Below are 21,084 nucleotides of genomic sequence, written 5' to 3'. Positions count from 1 at the left end.
CGTCGTGATGCGCCGTGCCGACGGCAATCCGATCAACGTGCTGGTGGTCGACGACGAGGCCGTACTGGCCGAGATGGTGTCGATGGCTTTGCGCTACGAAGGCTGGAACATCGCCACCGCGGGGGACGGCGCCTCGGCATTGCAGGCGGCGCGCAAGCAGCGGCCGGACGTCGTCGTCCTCGACGTGATGCTGCCCGATATGAGCGGGCTGGACGTGTTACGCAAACTGCGCGAACACAATCCGCAACTGCCCGTGCTACTGCTCACCGCCAAGGACGCAGTGGAAGACCGCATCGCCGGCCTGACCGCCGGCGGCGACGACTACGTCACCAAACCGTTCAGCCTCGAAGAGGTCGTGTTGCGGCTGCGTGCCCTGCTGCGCCGCACCGGCGTGACGACGGTCGACAGCGGCGCGCAGATCGTCGTCGGCGATCTGGTGCTCGACGAGGACAGCCACGAGGTCACCCGCGCCGGCGAGCCGATCTCGTTGACCTCCACCGAATTCGAGTTGCTGCGATTCATGATGCGCAACGCCAGGCGGGTGTTGAGCAAGGCGCAGATTCTCGACCGGGTGTGGAGCTATGACTTCGGCGGCCGGTCCAACATCGTCGAGTTGTACATCTCGTACCTGCGCAAGAAGATCGACAACGGGCGTGAGCCCATGATCCACACTCTGCGCGGCGCAGGCTATGTCCTCAAGCCGGCCCGCTAGCGTGCGGCGGGCCGCCTCCCTTCGGGTCCGGCTGCTGGTCGGCCAGGTGATCGTGCTGACCATCGCCTGTGTCGGAATCGGTGCGGTGACCGAACTCGCGTTGTACCGGTATCTGGTGGGCCAGCTCGACGTTCAGGTACACGACGCGTCGCATCGCTCGGTGCGCATGTTCGGCGAACCGCCACCGCCGCCGGTGCCGTGGCATCATCACCGCGCTCCCAGGCCCGGACCGGGCCCGGAATTCCTCGACGCCCCGGGCCAACCCGTCGGGATGGTCGCCGCCGTGGTCAGTGGCGGCAAGACCGTCGACGCCGGATACCTGACCACCACCGGCTCACGAGCCGCCTTGTCCGACAAGGCGAAAGCTCAACTGGATGCGGTTGTGCCCAACCGCACGCCGGTGACCCGCGATCTCGACGGCCTCGGCCGCTACCGCGTGATCGCCGCCCCCGCGCGGCACGGCGGCGATGTTCTCGTCACCGGGCTGTCGATGTCCAACGTGGACGCCACCATGATCCGGATGCTGCTGATCATCGGTGTGGTCACCGTGGTCGCGCTGGTCGCGGCGACCACTGCCGGCATCGTGATCATGCGGCGCGCCCTGGCCCCGCTGCGGCGCGTCTCGCAAACCGCCAGCAAGGTCGTCGACCTGCCGCTGGACCGCGGCGAGGTGGCGCTGCCGGTGCGGGTGCCCGAACCGGACGCCAATCCGTACACCGAGGTGGGCCAGCTCGGGTCGGCGGTGAACCGGATGCTCGACCATATCGCCGCCGCCCTGTCCACCCGGCAGGCCAGCGAGACCAGGGTCCGCCAGTTCGTCGCCGACGCCAGCCACGAACTGCGCACCCCGCTGGCCGCGATCCGCGGCTATACCGAACTGGCGCAACGGGTTCGCGACGACACGGATGCGGTGACACATGCGATGAGCCGTGTGCAATCCGAGACCGAGCGCATGACCCGCCTTGTCGAGGACCTGCTGCTGCTGGCCCGGCTGGACTCCGGCCGGCCGTTGGAGCGAGAACCGGTGGACCTGTCCCGCGTGGCGGCCGACGCGGTCAGCGATGCGCACGTCGCCGGGCCGGATCACCAGTGGGAGCTCGACCTGCCCGACGAGCCGGTGATGGTCGCCGGCGACGCTGCCCGGCTGCATCAGGTTCTGACCAACCTGCTCACCAACGCCCGCATCCATACCGGTTCGGGAACCGTTGTGACGACGGGGCTGAGCATCGACACCACGCATGCCGTGCTGACGGTGACCGACAACGGGCCCGGGATTCCGGAACCGTTGCAGCCGGAGGTTTTTGAGCGATTCGCCCGCGGTGACACGTCCCGGTCCCGCAAGGGCGGCAGCACCGGGCTGGGCCTGGCGATCGTCTCGGCGGTGGTCAAGGCGCACAACGGCACCATCGACGTGCACAGTGCGCCGGGTCACACGAAATTCACGGTGCGGCTGCCGCTCACAGCCGACGCATAGCCGCTACCCACTGCCGCCCCACACCCGCCGCCGACGATCGACGACATGACCACGATCGCACCGACCTGCGAGCAGGCCAACGCCAGGCCCAGCCCCGCACTGATCGCCGCGGAGCGCGGCGTACCGATGCTCGACATCGCCGTGCCGGTATACAACGAGCAAGCGGCCCTTGCGGATTCGATTCACCGCCTGCACGAATACCTGACCCGGGACTTTCCGTTCACCTTCCGCATCACGATCGCCGACAACGCCAGCGTCGATGCCACGCCGCTGATCGCGGCGGCGCTGGCCAACGAGCTGGCCGAGGTGCGGACGATCCGGCTGGAGCAGAAGGGCCGTGGCTGCGCCCTGCATGCGGTGTGGGAACACTCGGACGCGCCGGTGCTGGCCTACATGGACGTCGATCTGTCGACCGACCTCGCGGCGCTGGCCCCGCTGGTGGCGCCGCTGATCTCCGGCCATTCCGACCTGGCGATCGGGACGCGGCTCGACCACGGCTCGCGGGTCGTCCGAGGCGCCAAGCGCGAGGTGATTTCGCGCTGCTACAACCTGATCCTGCGATCGACGTTGGCGGCCCGGTTCTCCGACGCCCAGTGCGGGTTCAAGGCAATCCGTGCAGACGTCGCGCGACAGCTGCTGCCCTACGTGCACGACACCGGTTGGTTCTTCGACACCGAGCTGCTGGTGCTGGCCGAACGCAGCGGGTTGCGGATCCACGAGGTGCCGGTGGATTGGGTCGACGACCCGGACAGCCGGGTGGACATTGTCGCGACGGCAATGGCCGACCTCAAGGGAATCGCTCGGCTGCTCAAGGGTTTTGCGCGCGGCGAGATCCCGGTCCAGGCGATCGGCGCACAGTTCGGCCGCGGTGCCGGCGCGTCCCGGTCGTTGCTGGGTCAGGCGGTGCATTTCGGAGTGATCGGCGTGCTCAGCACGCTCGCGTATCTCGCGCTGTTCCTGCTGCTGCGGCGGCCTCTGGGCCCGCAGCCTGCCAACCTGATCGCTCTGTTGGCGACGGCGCTGGCCAACACTGCAGCCAACCGCCGCTTCACGTTCGGGGTGCGCGGTCGTGCGGGCGCGGCCCGCCACCAGTTCGAGGGCCTGGTGGTGTTCGCGGTGGGCTTGGCGCTGACCAGTGGCGCGCTGGCCATGCTGCACAACGTCACCGATCCGCCACGGCTGCTCGAACTCGCCGTGCTGGTGCTGGCCAATCTGGCCGCGACCGTCGTGCGATTCGTACTACTGCGCGGATGGGTGTTCCATCCCGCACGTGGCGGCAAGGAGGCCGTGCGATGATGCTGGTGGCAGACGTTGTGCCGGAGGCGATTTCGGCGCCGACCGCCTCTTCGGGGCGACCGCGATGGGAGCGCCGCGCGCTGTGGGCACTGCTGGCCGCGACGGCGCTGCTCTACCTGTGGGGGCTGAGCGCCGTCGGCTATGCCAACGAGTTCTACGCCGCCGCCGTGCAGGCCGGCACACAGAGTTGGAAGGCGTTGTTCTTCGGCTCGCTCGATTCGGGCAACGCGATCACCGTCGACAAACCGCCCGCAGCGATGTGGGTGATGGGACTGTCGGGGCGGCTGTTCGGTTTCAGCACGTGGTCGATGCTGGTGCCGCAGGCCCTGATGGGTGTCGGGTCGGTGGCCTTGCTGCACGGCGCTGTACGACGGGCCAGTGGGCCCGCCGCCGGCCTGCTCGCCGGCGCGGTGCTGGCGCTGACACCGGTGGCGGCGTTGATGTTTCGCTACAACAACCCGGACGCGCTGCTGGTCCTGCTGCTGGTTGCCGCCGGCTACTGCACGGTGCGCGCGCTCGACGGGTCGTCGGGTCGATGGCTTGCGCTCGCCGGAACCGCGCTCGGGTTCGCTTTCCTGACCAAGATGATGGAGGCCTTCCTGGTGGTGCCGGCGCTGGCGCTGGCGGTGCTGGTCGCCGCGCCGGGCTCGCTGTGGAAGCGGATCGGTGACCTGCTGGCCGGGCTGACGGCCATGGTGGTCTCGGGCGGCTGGCTGGTTGCCCTGGTGAGCCTGTGGCCCAAGGATTCTCGGCCCTACATCGGCGGCTCCGCCGACAACAGCCTGCTGCAGCTCGCGCTGGCCTACAACGGCGTCGGCCGGGTGCTGGGCGGGGACGGCAATCACAGCCCGGGCGACAAACCGGGCAACGGGTCGCCGATGTTCGGTGGCGGGCCGGGCATCACAAGGATGTTCGGGACGTCGATGGGCACCGAGATTTCCTGGCTGCTGCCCGCTGCCCTGATCGGACTGATCGCCACGCTGTGGTTCGTACGGTCTGCGCCCCGAACCAGCCGGCTACGAGCGGGCCTGTTGCTGTGGGGCGGTTGGCTGTTGGTGACCGCGCTGGTTTTCAGCTACATGCAGGGCATCATGCATCCCTACTACACCGTTGCGCTGGCGCCGGCGGTCGCCGCCGTCGTGGCAATCGCGGCCTGCGAGCTCTGGCGCGGCAGGCAGTTCACGTCGTCGCGGGTTGTGCTGCGCGCCATGGTCATTGCGACCGGCGTGTGGGACTTCGTCCTGCTCGACCGCACACCGCAGTGGCTGCCCTGGCTGCGTTGGGCCCTGCTTGTCGGGACGATCGCCGTGGCAGCGGCACTGCTGATCGGCCGACCGCTGCGCCGATACCCCGCCGTGCTGGCCGCGGCCGGGCTGTTGTTCGGGCTGGGCGGCACTGCGGCATACACCGTCGAAGCGGTCGCGGTCTATCACGGCGGTGCGATCCCGAGGTCGGGGCCTGAACAGGCTTCAGCCCCCGATCACGGCAGCCCGGGACCACGGCCAGGCGACAACAATGCACTGCAAGCGCTCCTGCTGACCGCCGCCGACAAGCGTTGGGCAGCAGCAACTATCGGCTCGCACCTGACGGACAGCCTCGAGCTGAGCACCGGCACGTCGGTGATGGCGATCGGTGGTTTCAGCGGTCAGGACAACTCACCGACGTTGGCGCAGTTTCAGCGGTATGTCGCCACCGGGCAGGTCCGCTACTTCATTCCCGACGACGGCCGCGGGCGTCCGGGTGGACCCGGTGGTCCGCGCAAACCGTCTGGCACCGCCGCCGCCATCACGGAATGGGTCAAGGCGCACTTCACGCCGCAGAAAGTGGGCGGGACGACGGTGTACGACCTCGCCGGCTGACTGCTACGGGCAGGTCACGTCAACTTCGAACGGCTTGCTCACCATGCCCGCCATGGGATTTGACGGGTCGACGCCGGTTGCGGTACCGGTGAACTTGTAGCCGTCGCCGTCCTTCGTCGCTTTGGCGCTGGCACCGGGACTGCCCTGCTGGTAGGCAAGGTTCACACCGTTGACGGTGCCCAGTGCGATCTGGTGAACCACGGGCGGATTCGCGTCGGTGGCCTGGACCGCGACGGCGCCCGACGAGCCGGGCTGGCCGATCCCGATCTGGAGCTCTCCCGCCGCCTTTTGGCAGGTGACCTGACCCTTGGCGTTTTGGTCCTGGCCGTCGACCACCACCTTGGCATGGCCTTTGGTGCTGACCTTCTGGCCGCCACCGCCCGAACAGCCCGTCAAACCTGTGACGACGATCGCCGTCGCTGCTGCAGCGATCGTTACTGAACGTTTCACCCGTGCTCCTTTGTCGTTACCGCGGCCCGACAGTGATGGACCGTTTCGGCAGTATGCAACTCGGCGGAGTCGCGAACATCGGATTCGGCAAAAATTAATTCCCACGTCACGAAGCCATTTCCACTCCCGTTTCGGTGCGATGTAGGTGAATTGATGGCACCGTGGTGAGGGTGGAGCACAAGCCGCCGAGCGCATTCGTCGAGTCGGCACACCAAGAAAGCGGCCTACCGATCGACGACACAACCGATTTCACCGATGCCGATCGCGGATACATTGCCGCGCTGAGCCCCTGCGTCGTCAAGGCCGCCGACGGCCGCGTGGTGTGGGACAACGATGCGTACGCGTTTCTCAGCGGTGACCCGCCGACGTCGGTGCACCCCAGCCTGTGGCGGCAGTCGATGCTGACTGCCAAACAGGGCCTGTACGAAGTGGTGCCGGGCATCTACCAGGTTCGCGGGCTGGACCTCTCCAACATCAGCTTCGTCGAAGGTGACACCGGCATCATCGTGATCGACCCGCTGGTGTCCACCGAAGTAGCGGCCGCCGCGCTGGCGCTGTACCGCACCCATCGCGGCGACCGCTCCGTCGTCGCGGTCATCTACACCCACAGTCACGTTGACCATTTCGGCGGCGTGCTCGGGGTGACATCACAAGCGGACGTGGACGCCGGAAGGGTAGCGGTGCTGGCACCGGAAGGATTCACCGGTCACGCCGTGCAGGAAAACGTCTACGCCGGAACGGCGATGGCCCGTCGCGCAACCTACATGTACGGCACCATGCTGGAGCGCGGCCCGCAGGGCCAAGTCGGTTGCGGGCTGGGTCAGGCGCCGTCGACCGGCGAGGTGGCGCTCATCGTCCCGACAGTCGATATCCGCGCGACCGGCGAGACGCACACAATCGACGGCGTGGACATCGAATTCCAAATGGCGCCGGGCACCGAGGCGCCCGCCGAAATGCATTTCTACTTCCCGCAATTTCGGGCCTTGTGCATGGCAGAAAACGCCACCCATAATCTGCACAACCTGCTGACCCTGCGCGGCGCGTTGGTGCGCGACCCGCACGTGTGGTCGGGATATCTCACCGAGGCGATCGACCTGTTCGCCGAGCGCGCCGACGTCGTATTCGCTTCTCACCACTGGCCCACCTGGGGACGCGACCGGATCGTCGCGTTCCTGTCGCTGCAACGCGACCTGTATGCCTACCTGCACGATCAGACGCTGCGGCTGCTCAACCAGGGCTACACCGGCGCGGAGATCGCCGAAATGTTCGAGATGCCGCCGGCGCTGGACAAGGCGTGGCATACCCACGGCTACTACGGGTCGGTCAGCCACAACGTGAAGGCCATCTACCAGCGCTACATGGGCTGGTTCGACGGCAACCCGGCCCGCTTGTGGCCGCATCCGCCCGAGGCGCTGGCCAGTCGCTACGTCGACGCGATGGGCGGTGTGGACCGCGTCGTCGAACTCGCCCGGCAGGCTTTCGATTCCGGTGATTTCCGCTGGGCGGCAACACTACTCGACCATGCGGTGTTCACCGACAGCGCGCATGGCGACGCTTGCCAGCTCTACGCCGACACGCTGGAGCAGCTGGCCTATGGCGCCGAGAACGCGACGTGGCGCAACTTCTTCCTCTCCGGTGCCGCCGAATTGCGCGACGGCAACTTCGGGACCGCGACACAGACCACCTCGCAGTCGCTGCTGTCCCAGCTGACGCCGGAGCAGATCTTCGACACGCTGGCGATCAGCGTCAACGGGCCGCGGGCATGGGATTTGGATCTGGCGCTGGATATCACGTTGACCGACCTGGACACCAATTACCGGCTCACATTGCGCAACGGGGTCCTGGTGTATCGCAAACTGCCCGCCGACTCGGCGACCGCGAGCGTGACGGTGCGGCTGGACACCAAGGACCGATTGCTGGCCGCCGCCGCCGGCGATTTCAGCTCACCGGGCCTGGAGCTTTCCGGCGACCAGACGGCGCTGCAGACGCTGCTCGGTGTTCTCGATCGGCCCGACCCGGCGTTCAACATCGTCACGCCGTGACGTTGTCAATCGACGTCGATGACGACTTTGCCGATCGCCTTGCGTTCGGCAACATACCGTAGCGCCGCCGGAGTCTCCGTCAGCGGAAACCGCGCGCCGATGTAGGGCCGGATCCGGCCGTCGGCGAACATCGCTTCCAGCTCGGCCATGTCGCGTTCGGCCTCGGCCGGATGGTCACCGAGAAACGTCCGGATTTCCATGCCGCGGACCGTGATGCCTTTGAGCAGCACAAGATTGAGTGGTATCGCCGGAATCGCTCCCGCGGCGTAGCCGAGCGTCACAAAGACGCCGCCGCGGCCGAGCCCACGCAGGGCCGGCTCCGAATACGGCCCACCGACAGGGTCGAGCACCACCCGCGCGCCGCCGTCGGTGAGTTCGCGGATGCGGGACTTCAGGTCCTCCCGGTCGTAGTCGACTGTCGCTTCGGCCCCACGCTGCCGGCACACCTCGAGCTTGTTCTCACTCGACGCCGCGGCCAGCACCCGCGCCTTGATCGCGACCGCCAGATCGACCGCGGCCAGCCCGACGCCGCCGGCCGCGCCGAGCACTACCACCCAATCGCCTTCTGCGACTTGGGCAACCGATCGCAGGGCGTGATAGGCGGTGCGGTAAGCGACGCCGAACGCCGCCGCGGCAGCGTAATCCGCGCCATCGGGGATGGGCGACACCGCCTCGGCGGGAAGCAGCGCCTGCTCGGCGAACGCCCCCACGAACGCGGTGCCACTGACCCGGTCGCCCGGCGCAAACCCGAGCCCGTCCCCGACCGCGATCACGTCGCCGGCCAGCTCACTACCGGGCGTGAACGGTACCGGAATCCGGACCTGATATTTGCCGTCGATCAACAACACGTCGGGGAAGTTCACCGCCGCGGCCCGCACCCGCACCACCACCTCGCCGGGGCCCGGTGTCGGGTCGGGAACCTCGTCGAGGACAAGGCCTTCCGGTGGGCCGTATCGACGGCAGACAACGGCTCGCATCACGTCACGCCCAGCCCGCGCAAGCAGAACTGCACCAAATGGTCGATGTCGTCGCGACTGGGACGAGCGGACGAATCCAGGTAGCGACGCAACGTGGTTGCGGTGCAGTAGAACACCGCGTCCGTATCGCGCTTGACATCCTTGCTGCCCAGCGCCGCAACCGGTTCGGTCAGCAGCTCACGCATCGGCCGCATGATCTCCTCGTCGGCGTTGGCGGTGGATGACATCTGCCCGGCCGCCGCTCGGCTCATGCTCAGCAGGTGCGGATCGGCGACCTGGGCCAGCACGCCCTCGATCCAGCGGGCGATTTTGGCTTGCGGCGTCGGCTCTTTGGCCATCTGGTGCTGAAGATAGGAGACGACGATGCCCACACCGCGCTCCATGACCGCAAGGATCAGATCGTCCTTGCCGGCGAAGTAGCGGTAGAACGCCTTGTTCGACGACCCTGCCTCGGCGACGATGTCGCTGACCCGCGGCGGATCCGGGGCTGCCCGCTCCATCACCCGCACCGCGGCGGCCAGGATCCGCTCGACCTCCTCGGTGGCCTCGCGCTGACGGTCGTCGAGGGCGCGTTCGACGGCCGCCGTGACCCGGCTACTGGTCAACGAGGTCGCCATATTTCGCGCGGGCGGCATCCCGCCGGACGTCGAGCATCTCGCTGGGCCACTCCGGATCCTCCGCCTCGTAGTTCTTCAGCAGCATCCGGGCCAGGTTGACCTTGTGGGCCTCGGTGGGCCCGTCGGCCAACCCGAGGGCCACACCGCCGAGCAGCACGTTGGTCAGCGGCAGTTGGTCGGTCAGCCCCAACGCGCCGTGGACTTGGATCGCGCGCAGCCCGATCGACTTGAGTACCTGCGATGCCAGGATCTTGCACGCGCCGATTTCGGTGCGCGCCGCATGCTCGCCCGCGGTGTCGCACAGCCACGCGGCATGCAGCACCGCCAGCCGGAACGGCATCAGCTCGGTGTACGAATCTGCGATGAACGCCTGCACCAGCTGTTTGTCGGCCAGCGAACTGCCTTGGGTGAAACGGCTTTTCGCACGCCGCGCCATCATGTCGATGGCGCGCTGGGCCACGCCGATGGAACGCATCGCGTGATGTAGCCGGCCCCCGGCCAGCCGGGTCTGCAGGATCAAAAAGCCTTGGCCGGGCTCGCCCAGAAGGGCGTCAGACGGCACTCGCACGTTGTCGTAGCGCACCAGCGAGTGGCCGGGTTCGTGCGGGTGGGCACCGGTCAGGTGATGCGTGGCTTCGACGACCAGACCCGGTGTGCCTGCCGGGATCAGGAACGTCGACGCGCCCCGGTGCACCGGCACGTCCGGATCGGTGATCGCGACGACGATGAAAAACGACGCCACAGAAGCGTTGGAGGAGAAGTACTTTCGCCCGGTGATCACCCAGTCTGAGCCGTCGCGCACGGCGCGGGTGGTGAAGACGCGGGGGTCGGCACCGCCCTGCGGCTCGGTCATCGAGAAGCAGGAGAAGATCTCCCCGGACAACAAGCCCGCCAGGTAGCGATCCTTCTGGTCCTGGGTGCCGAACCGGGCCAGGATCTCGGCGTTTCCGGTGTCGGGTGCCTGCGTGCCGAACACGATCGGCGCCCACGGGCTGCGGCCCAGGATCTCGTTGATCAGCGTCAGCTTGACCGCGCCAAAACCCTGGCCGCCAAGCTCCGGCCCGAGGTGCGGTGCCCACAGCCCTTGGTCTCGCACTTGCTGTTTGAGCGGGTCGACGATGCGGCGGCGTTGGTCGTTCAGCGGCAGGAACTCGCAACCGGGGAAGAGCACCTCGAGCGGCTCGACCTCGTCGCGGACGAACTCCCGGATCCAATCCAGCTTCTTCTCGAACTCCGGCTCGGTGGAGAAGTCCCACGCCATGTCGCTACTCCTTAGGTTGATTGGCGGCGACCCGCTGCGCCCGGCTTCGCCGCGCTTGCGATCGCCGCTCAGGGAATCCCGCCGTCGGCCCGCAGGATCGAGCCGGTGGTGAAGCTGGACGCGTCCGACGCCAAAAACAAAGCGGCCCCTACGATTTCGGCGGGGTCGCCCGCCCGCTGCAGCGCCAGGTGCGCAAACGGATTCTGTCGAGCCTGCTCTAGGCCCCACGACTTGCTGACGTCGGTCAGAAACGGGCCGGCCATCAACGTATTGACCCGCACCGCCGGCCCGAACGCCTTGGCCAGCGCCTCGGTCATCGCGTTGAGACCGGCCTTGGCCGCCGCGTAGGGGACGATGTCCGGCGTCGGGCGAAGCGAGCCCGCGGTGCTGACGTTGATGATCGATCCGCGCCCGGCAGCGACCATCCGCTCGCCGACCAACGCCGACAACCGAAACGGTCCCTTGAGGTTGAGGTTGACGACGGCGTCGAACAGCTTCTCGGTGACGTCGCTGAGCTTGTCGTAGAGCGGGGACATGCCGGCGTTGTTGATCAGCGTGTCGACCTTGCCGAACCGGTCGTAGGTCGCGTCCACCAGGCCGTCGAGTTGGTCCCATCGCCCGACATGCACCTGATACGGCATGGCGGCCCGCCCGGTCTCGGCCTCGATCTCCTTGGCGGTCGCGACACAGTTGTCCATGTTGCGGCTGGCGATCACCACGTCGGCGCCGCAGCGAGCAACCCCGAACGCCATTTCCCGGCCCAGTCCCCGGCTGCCGCCGGTGATCAGCACCACCCGGTCGGTCAGGTCGAAAAGCTGCTCGGCGTAACTCATTTCGACCGCGCCAATTCGGCGGCGGTGGCGATCAGCCGCGGAATCATCGGGCCGAATGCCTCGGTGATCTTCGGGTCGACCTTGTCGGTGCGCACACCGGCAGCGTAGGTCTTTTCCAGCACGATGCCGAGCTTCCAGTTGGCCAGCACCAGGTAGTAGTCGATGTTCTCGGTCGACAGGCCGCTGATGTTCTCGTAATGCTCGAGCAGTTCGCTGCGCGCCGGCATGCCGGCCATGTCCAGATAAAACCCGTCGGTGCGCGGATGCTCGCCGTCGTAGCCCAGCAGGCACCAGGCCAGATCCAGCAGCGGGTCGCCGACGGTTGTCATCTCCCAGTCCACGATCGCGGCCAGCCTGGCCGGTGCCCCGTGCGCGAACATCACGTTGGCGAACTGGTAGTCGCCGTGCATGATGCCCGGCGTGTAGTGCGACGGCCGGTTGCGGCGCAACCAGTCGGCGGCCTCGTCGAGCCCGGGAAGGTCGCGCACCCGATAGGCAGCCAAGAAGGCCAGCCAGCGGTCGACCTGCCGTTCGTGGAATCCGTCCGGGCGGCCGAAGCCCTCCAGGCCCTGCGCGCGCCAGTCGACCCGGCCCAGTTTCGCCGCGCCGCCGACGAGTTCGAACGCCAACTGGCGCCGCGCCGCCAGGTCGGTGTCGAACGGCGCCGGCCAGCCGCCGTCCATCGGACTCCAGCCGTCAATGGCGCGCATGACATAGAAGGGCATGCCGAGCAGATCGCCGGCATCGTCGGCGGCGATCAGCTCGGCATGTGGCACATCGGTGCCGGACAGCGCCCGCACCAGCCGGATCTCGCGCAACAGGCCGTCGATCCGGGCCGCGTCCGCCCGGGCGCCCGGCATGCGCAGCACCATGCGCTCGCCACCGCGCTCGATCAGATACAACGTGTTCTGCGAGCCGCCCGACAGCGGCTTCAGCACCGGTTGCTCGCCGGCGCCCGGGGCGCCATGGTCGTCCAGCCAGCGACCCAGCACGCCCGCGTCCACCATTCGCACACCTCACTCTCCATGCGGAGAATAGCATTCTCCACCTGTGTGCGGGAGCACTTCGCCGCGAGTGCGAGGCTGAGCGCATGCAACTGCTCCTGGTCCGGCATGCCCTGCCGCTTCGCAGCGAACCCGGCCAAGGCGCCGACCCCGAGCTGTCCGACGAGGGGTTCAAGCAGGTCGAACGGTTACCCGAGGCGCTCGCCCGGTTTCCGATCGCCCGGGTGGTCAGCAGTCCGCAGCGGCGCGCCATCCAGACCGCCGAACCCGTCGCCGCGGCGCGAGACCTCGCCGTCGACATCGACGAACGGTTCGCCGAGTACGACCGCGACCTGCCCCTCTATATCCCCATCGAGCAGATCCGCGAGGAGAACCCGCAGGAGTGGGCGCGGATGGCCGAGGGGCGGTTACCCAGCTCGGTCGACGAGGCCGGTTTCCGCGCCCGCGTCAACGCCGCCGTCGACGACGTGGTCGCCACCGCCGATCCCGACGACACCGTGGCGGTGTTCAGCCACGGCGGCGTGATCAACGTGGTGCTGCACGAAATCCTCGGCACCCCGCGGCTGTTGTCGTTCCCGATCGACTACGTGTCGGTGACCCGCCTGCTGTTCTCCCGGACCGGGCAGGCCAGCGTCGCGGCGGTCAACTGCACCGAGCACGTGTGGGACCTGCTGCCGCGAAACCAGCGTTAACGCCGACCCGAGGCGTGCTTTTTCGCCGCCCGCCGCAGCTGATAGATCCGTGCGGTACCGGCCAGCACGGTGATCAGCCCGCCGCACACCGCCGCCAGCAGAATCGCCACACCCAGCGGCAAACTCCAGTGCCAGCCCAGGAATTGGAATTGCGCCGAGGCCGTGTTCTGGGTGATGAAGATCAGCAGCACGATGAGAATCAGGAAGCCGACGGTCAGCGCCGTCCACACCGCGCCGGCGCGGGTGAACATCACCGGCGAACCCGCCGGTGGCTTGGCGGCGTCGTGCGCCGGTACTTCGGCTGGGCGAGGCTGATCGGGCGACACGGATGGATCGCTGCTCATGGCCCCATCTTGCCCTTTCAGCCGCGAAAATAAACGCAAAGCGCGGCATGGCTTGTGGCGATAGTGTCGGCAACTATGGGCATGCTGCGGCGACGCGCGCGGAGCGCGGCCGCGTGCATTGCGGTGTGCCTCGCCGCGGTGGCCTGCGGCAGCGCCAACCCCCTCGGCGGGATGTCGGCCAGCATGAAGTCGATCGTCGTCGGGTCCGCTGATTTTCCCGAATCCAAGATCCTCGCGGAGGTCTACGCACAGGCATTGCAGGCCAACGGTTTCGACGTCGGACGCCGCCTGGGGATCGGCAGCCGCGAAACGTATATCCCGGCTCTCAAAGACCATTCGATCGACTTGGTTCCCGAATACATCGGCAACCTGCTGCTGTACTTTCAGCCCGACTCGATGGTGACCATGCTCGATGCCGTCGAATTGGAGCTCTACAAACGGCTGCCCGGCGACTTGTCGATCCTGACGCCGTCGCCCGCGTCCGACACCGACACAGTTACCGTCACCGCCTCGACCGCCGCCATGTGGAACCTCAAAACCATCGCCGATCTGGCTCCGCACTCGGCCGAGGTGAGGTTCGCGGCGCCGTCGGCGTTTGAGAGCCGGCCGTCCGGACTGATGGGGCTGCGGCAGAAATACGGGCTGGATGTCGGTCCCGGCAACTTCGTGGCGATCAGCGACGGCGGCGGCGCGGTCACGGTGCGCGCGCTGCTGGACGGAACGGTCAACGCGGCCAACATCTTCAGCACCTCGCCGGCCATCCCGCAAAACCACCTGGTGGTGCTCGACGATCCCGAGCACAACTTCTTGGCGGGCAACATTGTGCCGCTGGTCAACTCGCAGAAGAAGTCGGATCGGCTCAAAGATGTGCTCGACGCGGTGTCGGCCAAACTGAGCACCACGGGCCTGGCCCAACTCAACATGGCGGTCGCCGGCAACTCCGGGGTCGACCCCGACGAAGCCGCGCGAAAATGGCTGCGAGACAACGGCTTCGACCACCCGATCCGGCAATGATCAGCTTCGACAACGTGAGCAAGGTCTATCCCGACGGCACCGTCGCCGTGGACCGTCTGTCCCTGGAAGTGCCGCAGGGCGCACTGACCGTCTTCGTCGGCCCGTCGGGCTGCGGCAAAACCACCTCCATGCGGATGATCAACCGGATGATCGAGCCGACATCGGGCACCGTCACCGTCGACGGCGCCGACGTGGCAGGCGTCGACCCGGTGAAACTGCGCCTGGGAATCGGTTATGTCATCCAGGGCGCGGGCCTGATGCCGCATCAGCGGGTGATCGACAACATCGCGACGGTGCCCGTGCTCAAGGGTCAGTCGCGTCGGGCTGCGCGCGCCGCCGCCTACCAGGTGCTGGAACGGGTCGGACTGGACCCCAAGCTGGCCAGCCGCTACCCCGCGCAGCTCTCCGGCGGCGAGCAGCAACGCGTCGGCGTCGCGCGGGCGCTGGCCGCCGACCCGCCGATTCTGTTGATGGACGAGCCGTTTTCCGCCGTCGACCCAATAGTGCGCCGTGAGCTGCAACGCGAAATCGTGCGTCTGCAAAGCGAATTGCGCAAGACCATCGTGTTTGTCACGCACGACATCGACGAGGCGGTTCGGCTCGCCGATTACATTGCGGTGTTCGGCCCGGGCGGGTCGCTGCAGCAGTACGACGAACCCGCGCGGGTGCTGTCGCGTCCGGCCAACGATCTTGTCTCGAGCTTCATCGGTCTTGGTCGCGGCTACCGGTGGCTGCAATGCCTGGACGCCGATGGCCTTCCGTTGCACGACATTCCGCAGATCGCGGAGTCCGAGGTCGACGCCGCGCAACTGCGCGACGGCTGGACGCTGGTGGTCCACCATGACGGTCGCCCGCTGGGATGGATCGACGCGGAAGGCCTACGGCTGTACCGCGGCGGCGCGTCGCTACCCGACAGTGTGACCGCCGTCGGTTCGCAGTTGCGCCCGGCCGGCAACCTCAGCCAGGCACTCGACGCCGCGCTGGCCTCGCCGTCGATGCTGGGCGTGGCAGTGGACAAGGCGGGCAAGGTCATCGGCGGGGTGCTGGCCACCGATGTGCTGGCCGCATTGGAATCGCGGCGGCTGGATTAGCCGTGCATTACCTGCTCACCCACCTGCCGGCGGCCTGGACGCTGACGGTAGTTCACCTGCGGCTGTCGCTGGTGCCGGTGCTGCTCGGGCTGGCGATCGCGCTGCCGCTGGGGGTGGCGGTGCAGCGTCGGACCACGTTGCGGCGGCTGACCACCGTGACAGCGAGCATCGTGTTCACGATCCCGTCGCTGGCGCTGTTCGTGGTCTTGCCGCTGGTCATCCCGACGCGCATCCTCGACGAGGCGAATGTCGTTGTCGCGCTGACGCTTTACACCGCGGCGCTGCTGGTGCGGGCGGTACTCGAGGCGCTGGATGCGGTGCCGCAGCAGGTGCGCGACGCCGCTGCCGCTGTCGGCTACCGGCCGATCACCCGGATGCTGAAAGTCGAACTGCCGCTGGCTATCCCGGTACTAATAGCCGGACTGCGAGTCGTGGTGGTGACGAATATCTCGATGGTCTCGGTCGGCGCGGTGATCGGCATCGGCGGCCTGGGCGCCTGGTTCACGGAGGGCTACCAGGCCGACAAGAGCGACCAGGTGGTGGCCGGCATCATCGCGATCTTCGGGCTGGCGATAGTGATCGACACGCTGATCGTGCTGGCCGGCCGCGTCGCCACGCCGTGGGAACGCGCGTCGCGCGCCGGTCGCCGACGGCTGCGGGCGCCGCTGCGAGCCCCGATCGTGGGTGGCGCGCGATGAACTTTCTCGCCCAGGCACTGTCCTACCTGTTCACCGCCGCCCACTGGAGCGGGCCGACGGGCCTGGCGGCACGGACATTGGAGCACTTGGAATACACGGCGCTGGCGGTGACGGCTTCGGCGCTGATCGCGATCCCGATCGGGCTGGTCATCGGGCACACCGGTCGCGGCGCCCTGGTTGTGGTCACCGCGATCAACGGGCTGCGTGCGCTGCCCACCCTGGGCGTGCTGTTGTTGGCCGTGCTGGTCTGGGGTTTGGGCCTGGGGCCGCCGATCGTCGCGCTGATGCTGCTGGGCATCCCGCCGCTGCTGGCCGGCACGTATGCCGGGGTGTCCAACGTCGATCCGAAGGTCGTCGACGCCGCCCGCTCGATGGGCATGACCGAGCCGCGGGTGTTGCTGCGCGTCGAGGTGCCCAACGCGCTGCCGTTGATCATCGGCGGGCTGCGCACCGCGACCCTGCAGGTGGTGGCCACGGCGACGGTGGCGGCCTACGCCAGCCTCGGCGGGCTGGGCCGTTACCTGATCGACGGCATCAAGGTGCGCCAGTTCCACATCGCGCTGGTCGGCGCGCTGCTGGTGGCCGCTCTGGCGTTGATCCTTGATGCCGCACTGGCGTTCGCGGTGTGGGTGTCGGTGCCGGGCACCGGCCGGCTGCAACGGTTCTTGCCGACCGGACGGACAGGCTGGGCGTCACCCGGCCGGGTCGCCTACGGTATAGCGGGTGAGCCCAGCCCCTCGTGATGCGACGTCGAGCGCCTGGCCGGCGATGCTGACCTGGCGCGCACCCGACTGCTACCGCATGGAATCGGTGCGGGTGCAGTTGTCCGGCAATCGAATCAAGGCCAACGGCCGCATCGTCGCCGCTGCGACCGACGCCCAGCCGGCGTTCGGCGCCTACTACGACCTGCAGACCGACGAGACCGGCGCCACCAAACGGTTCGGGTTGACGGTGACACTCGCCGAGCGGGAACGCCAGCTCTCGATCGCCCGCGACGAGGAGAACATGTGGCTGGTCACCGACCACCGCGGCGAGTCGCGGGCCGCCTTCGACGGCGCGCTGGACGTCGACGTGGTGTTCAGTCCGTTCTTCAATACGCTGCCGATCCGCCGCCACGGTCTGCACGAGCGGGCCGACTCGATCATCGTGCCCGTGATCTACCTGGGGCTGCCCGAAATGTCCATCACGTCAGCCGTCGTCACCTACAGCAACGCCAACTCGGCCAGCATCGGGGAGGTCAAGGTGAAAACGCCGGTGTCCGACACGACTCTGCTGGTAGACGCCGACGGCTTCATCGTGGAGTATCCAGGCTTGGCAGAGCGGATCTGATCACCCCGCCGGCCCGTCCGGCGGCGGCCAGTTCCTCGCGCCAGTTCTCCGCGCCGACGAAGACGGTGACGATCTCCGGCCGCGAAAAGCTGTCGTAGCGGGTGCGTGCGGCGTGCCCGGCCTCGACCAGCTCGGCCACAGAGTTGTTGTGCGCCAGCGACTCTCGGGCATTAGTGAGCAATTCGATGAACCGGTCCACCATCGGCAGAACCTGGCCGGCGTTGGCTTCACACATCGCGCGCACCAGATCCGGCGCGGTGACCGCCACCCGGGTGCCGTCGCGGAACGACCCGGCCGCCAGCGCGAAAGCCAGCGGAACCTCGGCGGCGGTGACGGCCAGCGACTCGGCGAGCAGGTGCGGCAGATGAGAAATCGCGGCTGCGGCGGCGTCGTGCTCGTCGGACCTCGCCGGCACCACAACTGAGCCGCAATCCAGCGCCAACGTCATCACCTGCGTCCACACCGCGGGGTCGACGTGGTCGTCGACGCTGACCACCCAGGGCGCCCCGCTGAACAACCGGACATGCCCGGCCGCCCAACCCGAGTGCGCGGTTCCGGTCATCGGGTGGCCGCCGACGAAGCGATCCCGCAGACCGGCGGCGCTGACCTCGTCGAGCACCGCGCTCTTGACGCTGGTGACGTCGGTGAGCGGACAGTCCGGCGCCATTTCGGCGATATAGGCGAGCAGCGACGGCAACGCCGGCATCGGAACGGCGAGCACGATCAACGCGCCCAGTTCGGCGGCGCGGGTCAGGGCCTCGCTGAGATCGGTGGTGGCGTCGAAACCGTCGAAGCGGGCCGCCTGGACCCCCTCGACGGAGCGGTTGTAGCCGAAAACCTCGTAGTCTGCTGCGGCCGCGGCTCGCATGATCGAGCCGCCGATCAGGCCCAGCCCAAGTACGCACACCGGTGTCTTTGCCACGCCTCAAGGTTGGCACATTTCGCGGCAAGTTCGCTGGTCAAGCTGCACCGTCAGGGACTAGCGTTGCGCGCATGGCACGACAGCGGGCCTCTGCGCAGGCGGACGCGCCGGACGGCTTCGGCATTGCCGTCGTGCGCGAAGACGGCAAGTGGCGCTGCGCCCCGATGCGCCGCAAGGCGCTGACCAGTCTGGCCGACGCCGAGACCGAACTGCGCGAGCTACGCAGCGCCGGAGCTGTTTTCGGGCTGCTCGACGTCGACGACGAGTTCTTCGTCATCCTGCGTCCGGGGCCGTCGGGAACGCGGATGCTGCTGTCAGACGCCACGGCGGCGCTCGACTATGACATTGCCGCCGAAGTGCTGGAGAACCTCGACGCGGACATCGATCCGGAGGACCTGGAGGACGCCGAACCGTTCGAGGAAGGCGACCTGGGGCTGCTTTCCGACATCGGGCTGCCCGAGGCGGTGCTGGGCGTGATCCTCGACGAGACCGACCTGTACGCCGATGAGCAGCTGGGCCGCATCGCGCGGGAGATGGGCTTCGCCGAAGAGCTGTCCGCGGTGCTCGATCGCCTCGGTCGGTGAGGTCCGACGAAGACCTGATCCGCGCCGCTCTGGCGGTTGCTGCCACCGCAGGCCCGCGCGACGTCCCGGTGGGGGCGGTGATCGTCGGCCCCGACGGCACCGAGCTGGCCCGCGCGGTGAACGCCCGGGAAGCCCTGGGTGATCCGACGGCGCACGCGGAAATCCTGGCGATGCGGGCCGCGGCCAGCGTCCTGGGCGACGGGTGGCGACTGGAGGGTGCGACGCTGGCGGTCACGGTCGAGCCGTGCACGATGTGCGCCGGCGCGCTGGTGATGGCGCGGGTGGGGCGGCTGGTGTTCGGGGCGTGGGAGCCCAAGACCGGCGCGGTCGGCTCGCTGTGGGATGTGGTGCGTGACCGGCGCCTGAACCACCGGCCCGAGGTGCGCGGCGGCGTGCTGGCCGACCAGTGCGCGGCGCTGCTGGAGGACTTCTTCACCCGCCAGCGATTGGGGTGAGCGCGGCCGCGTTCGGTAAGCTGTCCGGCGGTGGCGTGTCCGAGCGGCCTAAGGAGCACGCCTCGAAAGCGTGTGACGGGTAACCCCCGTCCGAGGGTTCAAATCCCTCCGCCACCGCCAACTTTTCTGCACCGAACAGCACGGCTGACGTCCGCGCGGGTGGTGCCGAAGCGAGTATGGTCGAAGCACCAGGGGTCACGGGGGGCCTGCGTGCGGCGCCGCAGCAGAAGACCGCTCTTCACGCAGACTCCCAGCGGCCGGCACACCGCGTGGAGGAACTGTGGACATCGTGCTCGGGGTGTCGATGGCACCGACGACTGTCCGCATGGTGCTGGTAGAAGGCGAAAACGCGGACGGCGCCACCGTCGACGAGGACAACTTCGCTATCTCCGCGGACGACGACACCGCGCCAACCACCAGCGCTGCCGACCAGGTGATCGCGGCGATCCTCGGTACTCGGGAAAGCGCCGACCAAGGCGGCTACCGGCTGGCTTCGACTGGCGTGACCTGGACCGATCCCGTCGAAGCGAGCGCGCTGCGGGATGTGTTGGCCGTCCGCAAGGTGGAGAACGTCATGCTGGTGTCGGCGTTCCTGGCCGCTGCCGCGCTGGCCCAAACGGTCGGCTCCGCGATGGGCTACGCGCACACCGGGTTGCTGTTCATCGAACCGGACAGTGCGACCCTGGCCGTCGTCGACTCCGCCGACGGTTCGATCACCGATGTTCACCGGGCAGTCCTGCCCGACGACGACACCGAGGCCGTAGCCCGGATCACTGCGTTGACGGCGGATGCCGACGGTTTGCCGTCGCGGCCGCAGGGCCTATTCGTGGTGGGCTCGGGCGTCGACGTCGGGATGATCAAGTCGGAGCTGGAGGCGGCGACGACGCTTGCGGTCAGCGCCGCCGAGGAACCGGAAACCGCGCTGGCCCGCGGCGCCGCGCTGGCGTCGGCGCACGCACCGCTCTTCGAGTCCTCGACCGCCGCGGTGGCCTACGCGCAGGATCCGGGCACGGGTCTCGTCGACCCCGAAATGGCGCTGGCCGCCGGTCTGGCGCCCGACGCCCCGCCTGCTGACGGCGGCCAACCGCTCGCGTACAGCGCCGACCCAGCCGGCGACGCCGAGGAACTCGACTTCCGCTCCGATGCCGACCACCCCGAACGCAAGCCGTTCCTGATAGCGCTTTCAGTGCTGACGATCTTCGTCGTCGGAGTTGCGGCACTGGCGATTGCGCTTGCGCTCGACATCCGGCCGCACGTCAACCAGCGGCCCAATCTGGGCCAAAGTGTCGTCGCCCCAACCAAACAGGCGCCGCCACCCCAGCCGGCACCACCGCCCCAAGCTCCTGCGCCCGCACCCGCGGCTCCCGCACCGCCCGACCTGGCCCGCAAGGCCGCCGAGGCGTTGGCGGACGATCCCGACGCAATCTGAA

General features: G+C 68.1%; 21 protein-coding genes, 1 tRNA gene and 1 pseudogene. 15 read left to right on the top strand and 8 right to left on the bottom strand.

The window, feature by feature from the left end:
• Nucleotides 1–7 precede the first annotated feature (7 nt).
• From AWC14_RS14735 to AWC14_RS14720, 4 genes are read left to right on the top strand one after another with little or no spacing between them, the layout of a single operon-like run.
• Entirely contained in the window at nt 8–712 is a 705-nt protein-coding gene (locus tag AWC14_RS14735; RefSeq protein ID WP_045376122.1) for a response regulator transcription factor, read from the top strand.
• Nucleotides 690–2,186, top strand: a complete 1,497-nt coding sequence (locus AWC14_RS14730; protein WP_057003471.1) for a sensor histidine kinase — start codon at nt 690–692, stop codon at nt 2,184–2,186. The genes AWC14_RS14735 and AWC14_RS14730 overlap by 23 nt, the downstream gene beginning before the upstream one ends.
• 45 nt (nt 2,187–2,231) lie before the next feature.
• Nucleotides 2,232–3,482 (top strand): bifunctional glycosyltransferase family 2/GtrA family protein, encoded by a 1,251-nt coding sequence (locus AWC14_RS14725; RefSeq protein WP_045376119.1) that lies wholly within the window; start codon nt 2,232–2,234, stop codon nt 3,480–3,482.
• Nucleotides 3,482–5,341 carry an ArnT family glycosyltransferase gene (locus tag AWC14_RS14720; protein ID WP_057003472.1) on the top strand — a complete coding sequence of 620 codons (1,860 nt, stop codon included), beginning with the start codon at nt 3,482–3,484 and terminating at the stop codon, nt 5,339–5,341. The genes AWC14_RS14725 and AWC14_RS14720 overlap by 1 nt, the downstream gene beginning before the upstream one ends.
• A gap of 3 nt (nt 5,342–5,344) precedes the next feature.
• Here AWC14_RS14720 and AWC14_RS14715 read toward each other — a convergent pair whose 3' ends face one another.
• Nucleotides 5,345–5,791 carry a lipoprotein LpqH gene (locus AWC14_RS14715; RefSeq protein ID WP_045376116.1) on the bottom strand — a complete coding sequence of 149 codons (447 nt, stop codon included), beginning with the start codon at nt 5,789–5,791 and terminating at the stop codon, nt 5,345–5,347.
• A 164-nt stretch (nt 5,792–5,955) separates the two neighbouring features.
• Between AWC14_RS14715 and AWC14_RS14710 the strand changes: the two genes are divergently transcribed.
• Nucleotides 5,956–7,833 (top strand): alkyl/aryl-sulfatase, encoded by a 1,878-nt coding sequence (locus tag AWC14_RS14710; protein ID WP_045376203.1) that lies wholly within the window; start codon nt 5,956–5,958, stop codon nt 7,831–7,833.
• A 5-nt stretch (nt 7,834–7,838) separates the two neighbouring features.
• Here AWC14_RS14710 and AWC14_RS14705 read toward each other — a convergent pair whose 3' ends face one another.
• The 5 genes from AWC14_RS14705 to AWC14_RS14685 all read right to left on the bottom strand — a co-directional run bounded on the left by AWC14_RS14705 (nt 7,839) and on the right by AWC14_RS14685 (nt 12,528).
• Nucleotides 7,839–8,810 carry an NADPH:quinone oxidoreductase family protein gene (locus AWC14_RS14705; RefSeq protein ID WP_045376113.1) on the bottom strand — a complete coding sequence of 324 codons (972 nt, stop codon included), beginning with the start codon at nt 8,808–8,810 and terminating at the stop codon, nt 7,839–7,841.
• A complete protein-coding gene (locus AWC14_RS14700; RefSeq protein WP_045376200.1) occupies nt 8,810–9,427 on the bottom strand; it encodes a TetR/AcrR family transcriptional regulator in 618 nt (205 codons plus the stop codon). The genes AWC14_RS14705 and AWC14_RS14700 overlap by 1 nt, the downstream gene beginning before the upstream one ends.
• Nucleotides 9,405–10,688, bottom strand: a complete 1,284-nt coding sequence (locus tag AWC14_RS14695; RefSeq protein WP_045376110.1) for an acyl-CoA dehydrogenase family protein — start codon at nt 10,686–10,688, stop codon at nt 9,405–9,407. The genes AWC14_RS14700 and AWC14_RS14695 overlap by 23 nt, the downstream gene beginning before the upstream one ends.
• Before the next feature lie 68 nt (nt 10,689–10,756).
• On the bottom strand, nt 10,757–11,521 hold the full coding sequence (locus AWC14_RS14690) for an SDR family NAD(P)-dependent oxidoreductase (protein WP_045376107.1): 765 nt from the start codon (nt 11,519–11,521) through the stop codon (nt 10,757–10,759).
• A complete protein-coding gene (locus tag AWC14_RS14685; RefSeq protein ID WP_045376104.1) occupies nt 11,518–12,528 on the bottom strand; it encodes a phosphotransferase family protein in 1,011 nt (336 codons plus the stop codon). Before AWC14_RS14685 ends, AWC14_RS14690 begins: the two co-directional genes overlap by 4 nt.
• 83 nt (nt 12,529–12,611) lie before the next feature.
• Between AWC14_RS14685 and AWC14_RS14680 the strand changes: the two genes are divergently transcribed.
• Nucleotides 12,612–13,217: a histidine phosphatase family protein gene (locus AWC14_RS14680; RefSeq protein ID WP_045376101.1), complete on the top strand. Its 606-nt coding sequence runs from the start codon at nt 12,612–12,614 to the stop codon at nt 13,215–13,217.
• Here AWC14_RS14680 and AWC14_RS14675 read toward each other — a convergent pair.
• Entirely contained in the window at nt 13,214–13,561 is a 348-nt protein-coding gene (locus AWC14_RS14675) for a LapA family protein (RefSeq protein WP_045376098.1), read from the bottom strand. The two genes, AWC14_RS14680 and AWC14_RS14675, sit on opposite strands and share 4 nt — an antisense overlap.
• 75 nt (nt 13,562–13,636) lie before the next feature.
• Here AWC14_RS14675 and AWC14_RS14670 point away from each other — a divergent pair, with 75 nt between their 5' ends.
• The 5 genes from AWC14_RS14670 to AWC14_RS14650 are packed head-to-tail and all read left to right on the top strand — an operon-like array spanning nt 13,637 to nt 17,693.
• A complete protein-coding gene (locus AWC14_RS14670; RefSeq protein WP_045376094.1) occupies nt 13,637–14,575 on the top strand; it encodes an ABC transporter substrate-binding protein in 939 nt (312 codons plus the stop codon).
• Nucleotides 14,572–15,666 (top strand): ABC transporter ATP-binding protein, encoded by a 1,095-nt coding sequence (locus AWC14_RS14665; RefSeq protein WP_057003474.1) that lies wholly within the window; start codon nt 14,572–14,574, stop codon nt 15,664–15,666. The genes AWC14_RS14670 and AWC14_RS14665 overlap by 4 nt, the downstream gene beginning before the upstream one ends.
• 2 nt (nt 15,667–15,668) lie before the next feature.
• Nucleotides 15,669–16,364, top strand: coding sequence for an ABC transporter permease (locus AWC14_RS14660; protein ID WP_045376091.1), 696 nt, complete (start codon nt 15,669–15,671; stop codon nt 16,362–16,364).
• Nucleotides 16,361–17,107, top strand: a complete 747-nt coding sequence (locus AWC14_RS14655) for an ABC transporter permease (protein WP_081968044.1) — start codon at nt 16,361–16,363, stop codon at nt 17,105–17,107. Before AWC14_RS14660 ends, AWC14_RS14655 begins: the two co-directional genes overlap by 4 nt.
• A 25-nt stretch (nt 17,108–17,132) precedes the next feature.
• Nucleotides 17,133–17,693 carry a putative glycolipid-binding domain-containing protein gene (locus AWC14_RS14650; protein WP_045376088.1) on the top strand — a complete coding sequence of 187 codons (561 nt, stop codon included), beginning with the start codon at nt 17,133–17,135 and terminating at the stop codon, nt 17,691–17,693.
• Here AWC14_RS14650 and AWC14_RS14645 read toward each other — a convergent pair.
• A complete protein-coding gene (locus AWC14_RS14645) occupies nt 17,656–18,600 on the bottom strand; it encodes a prephenate dehydrogenase (RefSeq protein ID WP_045376194.1) in 945 nt (314 codons plus the stop codon). The two genes, AWC14_RS14650 and AWC14_RS14645, sit on opposite strands and share 38 nt — an antisense overlap.
• Before the next feature lie 86 nt (nt 18,601–18,686).
• Here AWC14_RS14645 and AWC14_RS14640 point away from each other — a divergent pair, with 86 nt between their 5' ends.
• The 4 genes and pseudogenes from AWC14_RS14640 to AWC14_RS14625 all read left to right on the top strand — a co-directional run.
• On the top strand, nt 18,687–19,199 hold the full coding sequence (locus AWC14_RS14640; protein ID WP_045376085.1) for a tRNA adenosine deaminase-associated protein: 513 nt from the start codon (nt 18,687–18,689) through the stop codon (nt 19,197–19,199).
• Complete coding sequence (locus AWC14_RS14635) at nt 19,196–19,654, top strand: nucleoside deaminase (RefSeq protein ID WP_045376082.1); 459 nt, start codon at nt 19,196–19,198, stop codon at nt 19,652–19,654. The genes AWC14_RS14640 and AWC14_RS14635 overlap by 4 nt, the downstream gene beginning before the upstream one ends.
• Nucleotides 19,655–19,683: 29 nt before the next feature.
• Nucleotides 19,684–19,774: transfer RNA gene (locus AWC14_RS14630), tRNA-Ser, on the top strand.
• A gap of 160 nt (nt 19,775–19,934) precedes the next feature.
• Nucleotides 19,935–21,029, top strand: a pseudogene (locus AWC14_RS14625) (DUF7159 family protein); the annotation flags it as partial.
• Nucleotides 21,030–21,084 lie beyond the last annotated feature (55 nt).

Origin of the sequence: Mycobacterium kyorinense (assembly GCF_002101735.1) — a bacterium.
In the GTDB taxonomy this organism is placed as follows: Bacteria; Actinomycetota; Actinomycetes; order Mycobacteriales; family Mycobacteriaceae; genus Mycobacterium; species Mycobacterium kyorinense.
The sequence above is the reverse complement of the archived record's forward strand: the minus strand, read 5'-3'. Positions and strand labels throughout refer to the sequence as shown.